Raw genomic sequence first — 13,656 nt, 5'->3', positions numbered from 1 at the left:
GACCGAGGACCTGCTGTGAGCCCAGAGTGTGTGAGCCATGGTGAGCGGTGACGTCAGACCGTGGTCACCGGTGCGATCAGTTCCTCGTCGGACCTCGGCCGGACGACGGTGGCCTGAGTGGTGATCAGGTCCCCGATCTCCAATGACCCGCTCCCGGAGACGTCGACGTGGACGCGGAGTCCGTAGGCGCCCGTCGGGTCGAGGTCGGGCACGTCCACGCGGAAGGGCAGCCGGCCGTGCGGGGCGAGGGGGACATCCGTCTGGACCTGGGCGGCCACCACGGTGGAGGGGGCATCGGCGAGGGACACGTCGCGGATCTCCACCAGGACCCTGGCGGCCCGGGTGACCGGCGTATCGGCGGGCAGCGACACGACGCCCCGCACGGTGCGGTTCATGCCGTCCTCCCGACCAGAGGCCGCGACGCCACCGCTCGCGCCCGGTCGGGTGCCTCGCCGCGGGCATCGGTCCGGGCCAGGAGCCCGGCGACCTCCGCGCTGATCGGCAGACCGGTCCGGTGCTCCACGAACAGCCATTGCCCCGCCGGATTGACCTCGAAGAAGACGTAACTCCCGTCCGGGCGCCGGCGCAGATCGACGGCGCCGTAGACCAGTCCGAGCCGGCGCAGGAAGCGGAGCAGCGTGTCGGTGAGGGCCGGCGGGAGGGTCACCGGCCGTACCCGGGCCTCGTCGACCACCGTCCTCATGTCGACGGGGTAGCGGGTCGCCGAGGCGTCGATCTCGGCGGCGAAGACGCGCTCCCCCACCACCGTCACCCGCAGATCGGCGCCGGGCACGAACTCCTGGAAGATCACCGGGGCGTAGCGGACCGCGTCGAGGTGCGCCAGGTCCCGCGGCCGCACGAGCCGGGTCTCCCGCCACGCCTCCGCATGGGCGAGGAAGGATTTGAAGACCGTGCGCCCGACGCCGACGTCCTCGATGAACCGGCGCGCCCGCTCCGGCTGATTGGTGACCAGGGTGCGCGGCAGCACGAGGCCCACCCGGCGCGCCACCTCCCACTGGTACGGCTTGTGGTGGGCGACGGCGTCGAGCGACGGCGGATTGATCCAGGTGCAGTCGAGCGCGTGCAACATGCCGTACAGCGCCTGGCTGGTCTCGCTCGCCGCGAATCCCTGGTCCCGGGCCGTGCGCAGAGTCGGATCGACGGTGAAGGGACGCACCCTTCGCCACCACGCGACGCGACACCCTGCCAACGAGGCTTCTGCGCTGGGCGTGGTCAGGGTGCAGACCGGCTGGTTGCCGTCCGAAGAGTCGAAGTTGATCACTCCGTGGGCGGGAAAGTCCGCCAGGTCGAACCTGGCCACCTCCCGACCGGCGGCCTCCAGCCGGCCGATGACGTCCAGCGTGTGGTCCTCGTCGTAGGAGATGACGAGGATCATCGCAGCTGCCCGGCGCTTTCACCGCTGCCGAACAGCGGGCCCAGCTGGGTCACCAGGCTCTGGTGACTGGCGGCCACGGCGGCGAGATCGTGCTGGAGGGAACCGAGCAGCTGGGCGAGCTGGCGTACTTGCTCGGCCAGCCCGTCGGACTGCCCGGCCAGCGCAGGCGACTGATGCGGCGTGGCGAGCACGAAGGGGCTGGCCGCGGCCGGGCTCATCAGTTCTTGGTGCGGTTGCTTGGGGGGCATGTCGTGGACCGGGTCCTTCGCCTGCTCCTTCAGCGTGAAGTCGGTGAGGGGGTCCTTGCCGATCTCCTTGGCCGTGACGGGGGCGTTCGGGTACAGCGCCTGGACGCCGGCGAGATCGCCCTGGGACAACGCGGTCCGTTGCCCCATCACCACACCGGGCGGGAGCGGCTGCTTCGCGGTGATGGTCGGCCGAGTGCTGTCGATGGCGAAGGCCCGCGGCGGATAGTGCATGATCGAGCCGTAGTCGTACGGTCCGATGTCGTCGCCGTCCGAGATCTGCTGCAGGAAGTTGTGCTGCTGTGCCGGGTCGATGTTCGAGAAGTCGATCGTGACGAACTGGTCGCGGTCCTCCCGGCTTTGTTCGTGCCAGAGCCCCACCGTGTGACCGATCTCGTGGATGGCATTTCCGGCACTGCACGAATCGCCCAGCGTGATCCTCTGCATACCCCCTCGCCGGCCCACCGAGGAGGAACATCCGTCACCCGGAACGAAACGCACGAAGTCGGGGAACTGGGCCGCGTTGTCGGCGGTCCGTGACTCGAAGGTGATCCGGGTGTGGGTCCTCCAGTGGGCAAGCGCGTCGAAGACCCGGTCTGTGTTGGGCAGAGCGGGATCGATCTCGAACGGAACGGTCGCGTTCGGCCAGCGGAATTGCTGCCCGGTGATCCCCACCGCCCGGAACATCAGCTCATGACCGCCCGCGGCCTCGGCCTGCTGCACTTCCTCGACGGTGCCGAGGACGATGTCGCCCTCGACCACCGCCATGCCGTCCACATCGGCGTACTGGACACCCTTGGCGCGGAAGGTCACACCGTTCAGCAGCGCGGTCCCGGCGATGGGCCCGGACCGGCACTCACCACAACCGCTCGCCTCACGGCGGGGTTTACGGGGGGAAGTGGCCTTGCGTGCGGTCGTCTTCTTGGTTCGCCGGGCGGAATCCGACGGGTTGGCATTCATGCTTCCTCCTTGATACGGGCAGGGCGGAGATCGCGGCGGGTCACCACATCGGGGTGGTGAAGGCGGGCGATCGCCCGATCGGAACGCTGTCCGTGGGCCTCCGGGTGGAGGTAGTACCCGCACTCCTCCGGAGCCTTCTTCGCCTCCGCGCGGAGCGGGTTGGCGCGGGCCCAGGCATCCCGCCGGGTACCGGTGATCTGCCAGCAGACGCGTTGATCCGGCCGGCCGCCGGCGATCGCGAAGCGGTTCTCGGAGACCGGACTGCTGATGTGCAGCTCGGGCGCCGGATCGCCGAGCGGTGTGAGCTGGTACTGGAATTCTTCGTTCAACGCCTCGAAGTAGTCCGGCAGTTGGACCGTGGCCGCGCCCTCGGAGTCCAGGGTGACGGTGCCGTCGTAGACGTTCTTCATCTCCGGCGAGGCCACGGACGCGTGGGCCAGGAAGTGGTTCTCGGGGTCGAGCGGGTGGTCGATGCGGACGTCCGCGGCGCCTTGGGTCAGCGTGCCGGTCACGTGGACGTCGCCGCTGAATCTGCCGGCGATCGGCCGGCCGGAGGCGGAGAGCCCCACGAGGCCCTCCGCCGACACCCCGTCGCTGTCTTCGCTGAACCCGAAGACGCCGGAGCCGTGGAAGCTGGTGCCCATGACCCCCGGACCACTGTTCGGGCTGAAGCCGAACCCGAAGCCACTGTTCTCGCTGTGACCCGCATGGCCGAGGATGCCGGTGCCGTCGAAGCAATCGGCACTCACCGCGGTCCCCGTGGCGCTGGTGGCCTTGATTCCCGTGCCGCTCTTGCTGTCGGCGACGACGCCGGCCCCCGTCTCACCGGTCCCCGAGAGACCTGCCCCCGCCGTACTGGTGCCGGACACACCGGTGCCGTCCTTGCTGACGCCGACGACTCCGGCACCCTGCTCGCTGGTGCCCGCAACGCCGGGGCCCTGCGCCGCCGTTCCGGCGACCGCCGGGTTCACCCCCTTGGTGAGGCCGGCGACGCCGGTGCCCTGACTGCTCGTACCGAGCACGGCCGTACCGGTGCTCTTGTCGGCCCTGCCCAGCACTCCGATGCCCTGGCTCTCGTTGTTGATGCCGAGGGTGCCCGCCCCGCCGGGGGTGGTACCGCTGGGGTCGGTGTTGCCCGCTTGCCCGCTGCTGCCGACGACACCGGCTCCGACCGCGCTGTCCCCCCACACCCCGAACTTGATCGGCGGGTTCTCCTGTCCCGGGTCGAAGCCGCTGGGGCCGTCTTGCGCCTGAGGTGGTCCGATAGGCGACATGGTTCTCTCCTCGTCCTGATCATTGGTAGGTGATCTGGAAACAGAACAGCTTGACCGTGTCCCCGACCGGCACCGTGGGCAGGTCCACCTGCAGGAAATGCCTATGCGTCCGGTTGTTCACGATGGCCTGTACGGCCGGGATGGCCGGCACGTTGAACGCACTGACCTTCACGATCTCCTGCGCCCCCTCGTCACCCGTGACCACACGGCGGCGCAGGACGGCCGTCGGCATGACACCGGTCACCGGCTGCCGGGTACCGGTCATGGTGAGCGATTTGATCTCCGCGCCGTCCGGGAGCGTGATGTTCATGATCCCGTGGGCCTCGGTGGCCGTTGACGGCTTCTGGGCGAAGTCGTTGACCAGTTCCCAGTGCACCGGGGGCGGCGGCGCGGGCAGCGGCTGACCCGCTGCCGGAGTCAGCGGTGGGGTCGCCGGCTGGTCGACCTGCTTGCTGGGGGCGAGGATCGGCACCAGGGAAAGGCTGGTCTCCACGTTGGACAGCGCGCGGATCACCGGGTTGAGGTGGTCCTTCGCCAGGGTCGCGAATTCCGATTCCAGGTGGTGGAACCTGATGTTGAAGCCGTTCTCCCCGCCTGCCTGGACGCGGTCCTCGTTGTCGATCCAGTCGGTGTGGGAGAACTTGGGCACGTAGAAGGGGATCATCGTTCGTCGTCCTTGTCCGGTCGGATGCGTCGGGAACGGAGCTGGTCGGCCCGGTGGTACGTCGGGAACGTGTAAGCCGGCAGCAGGTCGGCGTCGGCAGTCGTTCCGGAGAGCTCCCGCACATGGGCCCGAAGCCGTTCGGTTCGGAACTCCACACCAATGGGGTGGAACCAATTGAGGATGTTCAGCACCAGGTCGTAGCGCTCCTTGCCGAGTTCGACCCCGGCGTCGTCGAGTTCCTGGCGGAGCCGGACCTCGCACTGGTACGGCGTCGGCCCACCGGGTGAGAGGTAGCCGCCCCGGACCAGGACCACGCCGGGGGCCTGGCCCCGGATCCGGTTGACGGGGTTGACCGGTGACGAGACCTCCGCCCGGCCGTGCCCGGACGAGGTCACCGACCAGGAGAGTTCCTGGCCCCCGCCCGGACCCAGGATCCGGCGGGCGACCAACTGCGGGGGCAGCGGCGGGGATTGGGCGAGCGGCGCCGGGTCGGCGAGCAGGACGCTCGCCGCTTCTTCCGGAGCCGCCAGCACACAGGGGAGGTACGGCGCCGCCGCCGGGCTGACCGCCAGGGCGCGGCAGTCCCCGCCGGGGGTGAAGGCCGAAGGGAGCAGGCGGTCGGCGTGCGTGTCGATCACCTGCACCCGCCCGGCCACCGCATCGGATCCGGCAGTCGCGACGTACAGGTGTCCGCCGTCCGGGCCGGCGCACAGCGTGCGGGGCCGGGTGGTCTCCGGGAAACCCTCGATGGTGGCACTCGGCGCCGTGGCACCGCTCGGGTAGACGTGGACGAATCCGGTACCGCCGCCGGATTCCTGCCGCACACCGGCCACGTACAGCTTCGTCCCGTCCGGGAGGAAGGCCGCGGCCAGCGCATCGGTGTGCGGACCGGTGCCGACGGCGTTGCCCTGGAGTTGCAGCCCGGCCCGCCTGACCTGGCAGAACCGGCCGTCGTCGAGCAGGACGGCGAGTAGCGGGCTGTTCGGGCTCACCGCCAGGGCGCGGGGCACGCCGGGAAGCGTCAGCAGGTCGGCCTGCTGGTGGGTCTGCAGGTCGTACGCACGCAGGGTCCGGTCGCCGGCGTAGGCGACGAAGAGCCGGCTTCCGTCGGTGCCGAGATCGACGGGGCGCGGCCCGGTGATCGCGGGTGCGGCCGGAGCGAGGGTGGCCGGGTCGAGCACCGAGACCGCGTCCGAGGGGCCGTGTGCCACATGGAGCCGGCCGCCGGCGAAGGAGAGCGCTCCGGGGAAGGGGGCGACGGGGGCCGAGGCGTCGAGGGTGAGCCCGGGGAAGCCCCCGGGGGTGCCGGCCGCCACGGTGAAGGAGGCGATCCGGTGGTTGCCCGGGAGGGAGAGGTGGACCCGGCCGCCATCGGGGGTGAAGCAGGCGGCGGCGGGCGCGGGGTGCGGCTCCGCCATGACCGTTGCGGACTCGCCTGCCGCGATCTCGGACGGGCCGCGCACTCCGATCTGTTCGCCGGCCGCCACCGCGACCTCGACGTGCGGAGCGGCCCCCGCCGTCGGCGGATCGTCCTGGGCGACCTTGACGAAGTCGAACCCGGCGTCGAAGGCGCGGGCGGACAACTCACCGGCGGACAGCACGGAATGCCTGAGCACCAGGGCACGTCCCTGCGCCCGCAGACCGGCACGGCCCGGGTCGTACGCCCCCGCCACTGACAAGGTGCCGTCCGGACCCTGCCGGGTCAGCAGTGCGTCCAGGGCGAGCGAAGTGACGTGCTGCATCCGGCGGTTGGCGGGGTCCGTGCCGTAGTCGACCCTCGCGCCGGACGTGAGGTCGTCGGTGCGCACCAGGAGGTAGCTCTCGTCGAAGTCGTCGGTGCGGGGGCCGGCTGCCGCTTCCTCCGTGACACCGGGCGTGCCGGCGCGGTCGACCGACGCACCGATGCCGAGCCCGTCGGCGGGCAGTCCGACGCGCACGACCTGGCTGCAACCGCGGGTGTGACCGGCGCGGGTCACCTCGGCCTGGATCGTCACATCGCCCGCGGCCTTGAGGTGGAGCACGGGCCGGGCGCCCTGGTCCACCGTGGCGTCGCCCGGGCCGCAGCGGGTGACGGACCAGTGGACCTGGGCGCCGGCGAGCCGGTCGGGGGTGGCGTCGAGGCTGAGCGGCACGGCGTCGCCCGGCCGCACCACCGTGGTGGGGGCGCCGAGGGAGATCGCGAAGGCCGGGCCGGGCGGCTGGGCGACGTGGACCAGGCCGTCGCGGGTGTGCTGGACCCAGCCGAAACCGGCGGCGTGGGCATGGACGCCGAGCTTCCCCGGATCGAGCGTGTCGTGGTCGAGGAGCAGTGCCCGCCCGACCCGGTGCAGGTCGCGGGCGGTCGGGTCGTACGCCCGCAGGACCCTCAGTGTTCCCGGCGGCTCCGCGTCGAGCCGCTCCAGCAGAGCGGCCAGCGCCTGTGCGACGCCCAGTTGCATCAGCCGGTTGTCCTCGTCCGCGCCGAAGTCGATGCCGTCGCGGTCGTCGCGGCGGCCGAGCCAGGCCGGGTCGAAGTCCGGTTCGTCCTCGGGGGTGCCGACCGCCTCGGCCTCGCCGACCCGCTGGTCGCCGTCGGCCGCCACGCTCTGCCCCTGGGTGAGCGCGGGCGGCAGCACGCGGAGCGCGAGGGTGCCGGTCACCGGCCGGTGCGCGGTCTCGACGACGTCGAACGGCGCCTCGTGTCCGGCGATCGGCCCGGCCTCGTTGAGCGCCGCCCGCAGCGCGTCCGGTGTGGGTACCAGCCAGCGCTGGAAGAGTTCCAGGCGCATCCGGTAGTGGTCGTCGCCCTCCCCCGTCACCGGCTCGAACGAGGTGCGGGCGGTGCGCGAGATGCGTACCTCCTCCAGCAGTCCCGCGTACGGGGCGTCCGGGGCTGCGCCGGCCGGCGGCTCCCGGCCCAGGCCGAGCACGACCGGCTCGGCGTTGGACAGTGCGCCCAGGCCGTCCAGTCGCCGCCGGTTCACCTCGATTCCGTCGAGGTAGAGCCGCACCACGGCCGGACGCGGACCGGACGGCTGCCCGGCGGGCCGGGGCAGGCGCTCCACCACTCCGGCGAGGTGGTGGAAGCCCCCGTCGCCGAGGTCCCGGTCGGCGTACAGCTCCTTCACGGGGCCGCCGTCGCACACCGACAGCCGGAGGTTCCGGTCGAGTTCGCGGAAGCGGCCGACGGTCAGCGACCAGCCGGGCACGCCGGTGGTGCTCAGCAGCGCGCACTTGGCCATGACGGCGCCGGTCCGCGCCGCCGCGGGGTCCGGCCGGACGACCGCCTCGATCGTGAGCGGGGTGTCCGGTCCGACGTCGAAGTCCGGGCTGTGGTCGATGGTGATGCTCGCGGGGCCGGTGAATTCGAAGGCCGCCGAGAACCGGCCGGTACGGCCGCTGTGGGCACCCGCGTTGGTCCCCGGATGGCCGGGGGCGCCGAACCGCGCGCCGGCGTCGGCGACTTCGCGTACCTCCGGGCCACCGCCGGGGGCCGTGGGTGACTGTTGCGGCGCCGGCCGGTCGTCCAGGTGGTACAGGGCCACCGTCAGGTCGTCCCAGGCGTACGGCCTGGGCGGGAAGCGGGGCGCACCGAGGTCCTCGCCGATGAGGTCCAGGCTGGCCCCGTGTGCGCTGTGCGCGTAACGCTGAGCGGCCACCTCGCCGAGCCGCCGGGTCAGTTCCTCGTAGTCGCGTCCGATCGTCCACAGGAGCTTGACGAGGTTGCCGAGCAGCGCGGTGATCTCCCAGTCCGCCGCCGACCGCGGCGCGGGGGCGAGCGGCTGCACCCGGGTCAGCGTCAGCAGAGGGCCGATGTCGGCGGCGCGGCCGGGCAGTTCCACGGCCAGGCTCTGTCCGGCCGGCCGGCCCACGGGGACGTCGACGTCGACGTGCTCCTCGGACGCTCCCGGTTCCCGGACGAAGAAGACCCGTACGACGAGGGGTTCGCCGGTCTCGCGCCGCGGGGTGAGCAGGTACCGGGGGGAGTCGGGCAGCCGCCCGTAGCGGTCCAGGTAGCTCCGGAAGCTGTATGCGGCGTGCAGCGTGCCGTCCGCGTGCGGCACGAGGGGGACGGTGAGCCGCTCCATGCCCCGGTCGTAGGCCGGGGTGAGGCCGCCCCGCAGGATGTCGAGGAAGTCGGTGGTCATTGGCTCGACACCTGGATGTCGATCAGCGGGCTGTCGAGGGCGAAGCGGGCGATCTCGTCGGGCGCGAGGAGCAGGTTCTCGCCGACGGAGAGCTCCTGCGCGTTGCCGAACACCGCGCCCGCGTGGCTGACGTCCCCGAATGCCGGGGCGCAGCGGCGCAGTCGCAGGTTCTGGACGTCCACCACTCCGGCGGTCGAGCGCGCGGTGAGCACGAGGTCGGAGTGGAGCACGGCCCGCCCGAGGCGGAGGCGGTCCACGCCGGTCTGGACGGCCGCGAGGATCTCGCCCCTGATGGCGTCCGGGTCGTGCCCCGCCTGGATCAGCAGCGTGGCCCGGATGCCGACGTCGACCTGGTTGGCCGGATTGATCTCGGGGAAGATCGACACCGGACGCCACTGCCGGACGACCTCCAGGACGGCGTCGTGGACGGCGGGGATGTCACCGTCCGTCGGGGTCCAGGGCCAGCCCGGTTCGACCGCCACGACCACCTCGAAGTAGTACGGCGAGCCGATCTGCCGCTGGGGGGCGAAGGTGCGCTGGCCGAAGAGGTAGGTGTGGAAGCGGCTGTGGGAGGCGTCCACGCCGCCCAGCGGGTCGAAGATCGCGGCGTCCCGTACCCCCGGAACGTCCAGGATCTGCGCCAGGACGGCCTCCTGGGTCCAGAGCGTGCGGGGCACACCGAGCAGCCGGGACCGGTAGACGTCGTCGGGTTCGAGCAGTTCGCCGCCGACGACCGGTTCGGGGTTGGTGGGCTTGACGGTGGCGGCGCCCAGGTTGAGGTGCAGCTGGGCCCAGACCGGTTCCAGCCGCAGGGACCGGTCGGCCGCCAGGTTTCCGTCCGGGCCGCGCTCCACGGCCCGGACGCCGACGGTGGTCGGGGGTGCACCGGTCACCAACCGGACGGCCGAGGTGGTGCGCAGGCGCTTCCTGGGGGGATCGACGGTCTCGATCACCGTGCCCTCGGGCAGGATGACCCGGCGCTCCGGTTCCCCGCCGGTCAGGGCCAGCGAGATCTCACCGGCGGCCTGGAGCGGACGTCTCGGCAACCCGAGGTCGGTACCGAGCAGATCGAGGCCGGGTCCCTGGGCGGTCGTGACGAAGTTGGCGTAGTACTGGGCCTCCAGCCCGCGCCACAGCTCGTGCACGTGGACGGCGGCGGCGTCCAGGACCTTGCGCAGGGCGCTGCCGGAGGTGAGGTCGACATCGCTGCCGAACATGGCCCGGGCGCGGGCCTGTTGGTCGGCGACGATGCGGTCGATGCCCTTGACCACGAAGCCCTCCGCGGTCACGCCGAACTGGTCGAGGTCATTCAAGGCGGCCCCCTGACTCTAGCGTCAGCGTGCTGCCGGCGACGGTTTCGACGACGGCGAAGACCGTGTAGCCACGGCTCTCCCGGGTCGCTTCGACGAAGCGCTCCCGGGCGGCGCCGTCGAGAGCCGGCCGGAGTTCGAAGTAGCGGGGATCGTCCTGGAAGAAGACCTCCCGGACGTCGGTGACGCGGCGGTCCGCGCTCAGGGCGCGGACCAGCTCCATCTTGAGGTACTCCTTGCGCGCGTGGACGCCGAGGGCGTACCGGCCCACGGCGAGGCGGTCGAAGCCGAAGCGGGTGTTGAGCCGGTCGCTGCCGAGTTGGGTCTCCAGGGTCAGCACCAGGGCCTGGGCGAGGGCGGCCAGGCCCTCGACCTCCGCGGGGCCTCCGGTACGTTCGTCGAGGACGAGGTCGCCGGCGTCGACCGTGAGGCTGCGGCCGAGGCTGGGGGCGCCTCGATCGACGGCATCGGAACCCGGGAGGCCGGGGCCCGTTGCGCCGGGGAAGGGGTCGGTGAGCCCGAGGCCGTCGGGCGCACCGATGCCGGGGTCGGTCATCAGATCGCCTCCAGGATGGTCTGGCCGGGATCGGCGACGCTCCAGGTGCCGGGGGCCGGGCTGCTGACGGTGACTCCGGATGCGGTGTCCAGCAGGACCGGTGTGCCGCCCACCATGAGCTTCTTCGCCGTGCCCGCCGGCGTCGTGGGCGCCGCGATGGTGCAGGGAAGCGGGGACGACCCGTCGGGCGTCCGGACCGGGCAGGGCGCGATCATGCCGGGAACCGGCCGGTCGGCGGCACCGAACTGGAAGCCGACCTCCGCGCCGGCGGTCACCACGCCGTGGCCCTTCACGGTGACCGTCGGGTTCCCCGTGGTGAGGCTCGTCCGGCCGCCGTGCGAGCACTGGAGGACGGCGCCCTCCGTGAGGACGAATGACATCAGCTGATCGCCACCTTTCCCTCACCGACCGTCAAGGTCGCCCCGCCGGCGCTGAGTGCCACCTTGCCTCCGCTGCTGGAGACCGTGACGTCCTTGCCGGGGCCGGCCGTGACCGTGATGTTGCCGTCCTGGTCGATCCGCACCTCGGCGCCTGAGCTGTGGTGGAGCACGAACTCCTCGGGCGGGCCCTCGTCGGGCCGCTCCCCGACGTCGGAGCAGCCGGACGTACCGACGGTCAGCTTCAGGCCGACCGCCTCCACCACCCGGCGGCCGTCCGCCGCGGTGAGGTCGCCGACGCCCTTGCCCTCCGGGCGGGGAGGGGTGCCGGCCGACAGCTTGGTCGGCAGACAGAGCCACCAGTCGCCGGCGTGCGCCTTCGGGCGGTCCATCTCCTCGTCGTTGGCCCACAGGAAGCCCGCGACGACCGAGTCCTCCCGGGACCCGCGCACCTCGTTCAGCAGCGCCCGCATGCCCTCGTACACGGGGACCGACAGGCCGACCTTGTGCCAGGCGAACGGCGAGACCAGCGGCTTGTCGCGGAGCACCGGTCCGTCGTCCTCGACGGGGAGGTCGACGCTCGGGGAGACGGCGGACGCGGCGCTGTCCTGTCCGTAGCCGATGTCGGCCACCCGCCCGTCGGGTTTCGCCGAGCGGATCCGGCCCGCGTCGATCGACGGCGAGACCGTGCGCGCGTCCTTGATCCGCCCGGCGATCGCGTCGGCGATGGCCGACGGGCTGCCCAGGCGCGCGGCTTCGGTATTGCGCCGGTTGGCGCTGCCGTCCTTGAGGACCGCCGCGCGGCCGGTGCAGACGTAGCCGGAGCGCGCCGAGAAGGAATGGGTGACCTGGACGATCCGGAAGCCCTGGAAGGGGTTCTGGTAGCCCGCCACACTCGCCGCCACCCGCTGGCCGGCCCGCAGTTCCGGCAGGCCGAGCACCGTGAAGTCGAAGGCGGGCACCGAGGTCTGCTCCGGCAGGTCGGTGGCCACCCGCTGCTTGCCGGTCGCGCCGACCTGTACCGGCTCGAACTCGGCCAGCCGTGCGGTGGCCCTGCTCTCCGGCACGATCAGGCTGTCCTCGCCGGTGAGCAGGGCGAGCACGGCGGCGGGGTCCGGCGGCAGCGGCGGGCCCTTGGCCGGCGGGTAGGTGACGGCGGTGCCGAACTGGACCACGCCCTCCTGCACCAGTACTTCGGCGCCGTATTGGCCCGCGAGCTGTTCGAGGAGCCCGAAGGCGTTCGGTGCGTCCAGGTTGATGCCGGACCGCCGCGGTTCCTTCGGGGTCGCCCCGTCGGCCAGCGTCGCGTGTGCCATCCGGACGACGGCGTCGGCCGCCTCGGCAGGGGTGGCATCGGCCTTGGACAGCTGGGCGGTTCGCGGCCGGCCGTCCTTGCCGACGACGTTCTGGGTGGTCAGCAGCTTGAACGCGGCTTCCTCGAAACCGGTCAGCTTGACGCCCAGCGGCGGGAACCGTTCCGAGACGGTCATGCCGTCCACCCGCCCGGTCAGGACCGGTTTGCGCGAGCCGGGAGACTCCAGGTAGCCGAGCGTGATCTCCACCTCGACGCCGCCGTCGGTGCCGCGTTCGCCGGTGAGCGCGTCGGCCAGCGTCCGGTGCGCCGACAACGGCAGGGCGGCGAGATGGATGTCGAACCGGCCCGGTTGCCCGAAGCCGTACTCGACGGTGATGTCGGCGTCGCTGAGGATCAGGCCGCCCGAGACGTCGTTGGACACCGTGAGCCGCAGCTTCGGGAACGTCAGGCGGTACCAGAGGATCACTCCCATAGCTGTGCCACCCCGATCACGATCCGGCTGCCGTAGTGGCCGCGCCCGTTGAGGTTGCCGCGCGCCAGCCTGGCCTCCAGCAGGCGGATCGCCAATCGTGCGCTTCGGTGCACCAGTTCGGGCTCGACGACCAGCTTGCGCAGGAATTCCACCTGGGGCCCCTGGGGTCCCGGACGCATCACCCGCAGCACCAGGTAGCCGGGCGGCGGCGTCGGGGCGCTGATCCTTGCCGGGGCCACCAGGTCGTAGAGGGTCCCCGGCGGATCGTCCGCCCCGACGTCGAGGTTGGCGTACACCCCGAAGTCGTACGGCGTGTCACCGATCAGGCAGGTGAACGCCTGCGGCAGGCCGTCGTCCGGCTCGACGGGCAGCTGATGGAAGGCGAGCGGGCCGGTGCCGGGCGGGGAAGCCGGGCCCGGCGGGGGGACCGGAGCGGACGGGTTCATACCAGGCCTCCGAGCTGGCGCCGCGCGGGCACCATGTCGCGGACCGTGGGCACGGCGGCCAGGCCCGCGGCCAGCGCCATGTCCAGCGCCTCCCCCACCACGGCCGTGAGGCTGGAGCGCGGTACGTGCTCCAGCGTGATGCTGACGTCCAGGGCGTCGCGCTTCTGGTTGGACTGGGTGAAGCGCAGGCTGGTGATCTGCATGTCGAGACTGATGGTCATGCCGCACACCACGGGGAGCCCGGCCAGGTTCATCGCCGGAGCGGTGGCCGGTGCCAGCGCCCGCGAGGTCAGCGCCATCGCCTCCAGCCCCTTCTTGATGAGCAGCCGGGTCCGTCCGACCAGCACCGCCTCGACGTTGATGGTCCTGGTCGTCGGCGAGACCAGCTGGGCGAGCTTGCTGCCCGCGATACGCGCCACCTGGTAGCCCTCGTTGAGGGTCAGGCTGGTGACGGTCAGCAGCGGCACCGCGCCGATCAGGACGGGGACGTTCACTCCGCCGGCCATGGCTCTCC

Annotated in this window: 12 protein-coding genes; all 12 read right to left on the bottom strand. The window is 72.0% G+C overall.

Annotated elements, in window-relative coordinates; all coding sequences use genetic code 11:
- Positions 1–53 precede the first annotated feature (53 nt).
- Genes V2J85_RS12975 through V2J85_RS12920 form a run of 12 tightly spaced genes read right to left on the bottom strand, consistent with a single transcriptional unit; the run spans position 54 to position 13,648 of the window.
- Entirely contained in the window at positions 54–395 is a 342-nt protein-coding gene (locus V2J85_RS12975; protein ID WP_330821656.1) for a YbaY family lipoprotein, read from the bottom strand.
- Positions 392–1,396, bottom strand: coding sequence for an MvdC/MvdD family ATP grasp protein (locus tag V2J85_RS12970; protein WP_330821655.1), 1,005 nt, complete (start codon positions 1,394–1,396; stop codon positions 392–394). Before V2J85_RS12970 ends, V2J85_RS12975 begins: the two co-directional genes overlap by 4 nt.
- Positions 1,393–2,601 (bottom strand): Dot/Icm T4SS effector Zinc-dependent metalloprotease LegP, encoded by a 1,209-nt coding sequence (gene legP / locus V2J85_RS12965; RefSeq protein WP_330821654.1) that lies wholly within the window; start codon positions 2,599–2,601, stop codon positions 1,393–1,395. The genes V2J85_RS12970 and legP overlap by 4 nt, the downstream gene beginning before the upstream one ends.
- On the bottom strand, positions 2,598–3,875 hold the full coding sequence (locus V2J85_RS12960) for an autotransporter outer membrane beta-barrel domain-containing protein (protein ID WP_330821653.1): 1,278 nt from the start codon (positions 3,873–3,875) through the stop codon (positions 2,598–2,600). The genes legP and V2J85_RS12960 overlap by 4 nt, the downstream gene beginning before the upstream one ends.
- A 19-nt stretch (positions 3,876–3,894) precedes the next feature.
- Entirely contained in the window at positions 3,895–4,539 is a 645-nt protein-coding gene (locus V2J85_RS12955; RefSeq protein WP_261954536.1) for a hypothetical protein, read from the bottom strand.
- Positions 4,536–8,666, bottom strand: a complete 4,131-nt coding sequence (locus V2J85_RS12950; RefSeq protein WP_330821652.1) for a LamG-like jellyroll fold domain-containing protein — start codon at positions 8,664–8,666, stop codon at positions 4,536–4,538. The genes V2J85_RS12955 and V2J85_RS12950 overlap by 4 nt, the downstream gene beginning before the upstream one ends.
- Positions 8,663–9,979: a baseplate J/gp47 family protein gene (locus V2J85_RS12945; RefSeq protein WP_330821651.1), complete on the bottom strand. Its 1,317-nt coding sequence runs from the start codon at positions 9,977–9,979 to the stop codon at positions 8,663–8,665. The genes V2J85_RS12950 and V2J85_RS12945 overlap by 4 nt, the downstream gene beginning before the upstream one ends.
- The gene (locus tag V2J85_RS12940) at positions 9,972–10,532 is read right to left on the bottom strand and encodes a hypothetical protein (protein ID WP_261954539.1); all 561 of its coding nucleotides are present in this window, start codon (positions 10,530–10,532) and stop codon (positions 9,972–9,974) included. The genes V2J85_RS12945 and V2J85_RS12940 overlap by 8 nt, the downstream gene beginning before the upstream one ends.
- Positions 10,532–10,912 carry a hypothetical protein gene (locus tag V2J85_RS12935; protein ID WP_330821650.1) on the bottom strand — a complete coding sequence of 127 codons (381 nt, stop codon included), beginning with the start codon at positions 10,910–10,912 and terminating at the stop codon, positions 10,532–10,534. The genes V2J85_RS12940 and V2J85_RS12935 overlap by 1 nt, the downstream gene beginning before the upstream one ends.
- Entirely contained in the window at positions 10,912–12,696 is a 1,785-nt protein-coding gene (locus V2J85_RS12930) for a hypothetical protein (RefSeq protein WP_330821649.1), read from the bottom strand. Before V2J85_RS12930 ends, V2J85_RS12935 begins: the two co-directional genes overlap by 1 nt.
- A complete protein-coding gene (locus V2J85_RS12925) occupies positions 12,687–13,142 on the bottom strand; it encodes a hypothetical protein (RefSeq protein WP_330821648.1) in 456 nt (151 codons plus the stop codon). Before V2J85_RS12925 ends, V2J85_RS12930 begins: the two co-directional genes overlap by 10 nt.
- A complete protein-coding gene (locus tag V2J85_RS12920; RefSeq protein WP_330821647.1) occupies positions 13,139–13,648 on the bottom strand; it encodes a hypothetical protein in 510 nt (169 codons plus the stop codon). The genes V2J85_RS12925 and V2J85_RS12920 overlap by 4 nt, the downstream gene beginning before the upstream one ends.
- Between the last annotated feature and the right edge of the window lie 8 nt (positions 13,649–13,656).

It is taken from the genome of Streptomyces bugieae (assembly GCF_036352915.1).
Classification (GTDB): domain Bacteria; phylum Actinomycetota; class Actinomycetes; order Streptomycetales; family Streptomycetaceae; genus Streptomyces; species Streptomyces endophytica.
The sequence above is the reverse complement of the archived record's forward strand: the minus strand, read 5'-3'. Positions and strand labels throughout refer to the sequence as shown.